The 1,151-nt window shown below is 70.5% G+C and carries 1 protein-coding gene; it reads right to left on the reverse strand.

Annotation, left to right across the window (positions count from 1 at the left end; all coding sequences use genetic code 11):
• Window positions 1-90 precede the first annotated feature (90 nt).
• The coding region (locus AB0M27_RS48025) for an FtsX-like permease family protein (RefSeq protein WP_365732489.1) at window positions 91-1,151 on the reverse strand (1,061 nt) is incomplete at its 5' end.

The following is a 1,151-nucleotide window of genomic DNA, read 5'->3' on the forward strand; positions in this document are numbered from 1 at the left end:
CGCCGCACCGGCTTCCGGGCGTCCCGGCCGTCCGTCGCGGCCGTGGCGGCGAGCGCCCCGGCCCACCCGCCGTGTTGGGGTGGCGGAGTCTCAGCCGTCCGTCGCGATGGCGTTGAGGACGTTCATCCGGCCCGCCCGGAAGGCCGGGACGAGGGCGGCGAAGAGTCCGACCAGTGCGGAGCAGGCGAAGACCGTGAGGATCGTCGGCCACGGGATCTCCAGGACCTCCAGCCCCTCCAGGGCCAGCAGCTTCTGGGCCGCCGTGCCCCAGCCCATCCCCAGGCCCAGTCCGAGCAGGGCGCCGAAGAGGGCGATGACCACGGACTCCAGCCGGATCATGCGGCGGAGCTGGCGGCGGGAGAGGCCGATGGCCCGCATGAGGCCGATCTCCCGGGTCCGCTCGACCACGGAGAGGGCGAGGGTGTTCACCACACCGAGCACCGCGACGATGATCGCGAGGGCGAGCAGGCCGTAGACGATGTTCAGCAGCTGGCCGATCTGGTTCTTCAGGTCCTCCTTGAAGTCGGCCTGGTTCTGCACCTTGTAGACCGGGTACTCCGCGAGCGCGGTCTTCAGGGCCGCGTACGCCTCCTTCTCCTTGCCCTCCTCGGCCTTGCCGAACATCGCCACGTTCTGCGGCATCTTGTCGGCGGGCATGTAGGAGGTGGCCGTGGTGATGTTCGTGTACATCGCGCCGCGGTCGATGTTGGTGTCGTCGGAGGTGATGGCCGCGACCTTCAGCCGCGCGGTCTCCCCGGCGGCGAAGGCGACCGTGAGGGTGTCCCCGACCTTGACGCCGTACTTCTCCGCGTAGTCCTCACCGACGGACATGGCGTTCTTCCCGTACGCCTGGGCGAGGTCGCCGGAGAGGGCGGTGCGGCGGACGTCCTTCTGGTAGGTCGGGTCGGTGGCGGTGATGCCCTCGTCGACCGTCCTGCCGTCGGGGGCGGTGACCTTCGCCTTGAGGTAGGTGTAGTCCGTCATGTGCTCCAGGCCGGGCACGGCGTGCAGGGCCTCGGCGGCCTGGGGCACGATCGGCCTCCCCGCGCCGCTGTCCTGGACGATGAGGACGGCGCCGACCGACTTGTCCAGGTCCTGGGTCGCGGTGGCCTCCTTGGAGGTGCCGACGACGGAGAGGCAGGCCACCAGGG

The organism is Streptomyces sp. NPDC052107, from assembly GCF_040680215.1.
Lineage (GTDB): Bacteria > Actinomycetota > Actinomycetes > Streptomycetales > Streptomycetaceae > Streptomyces.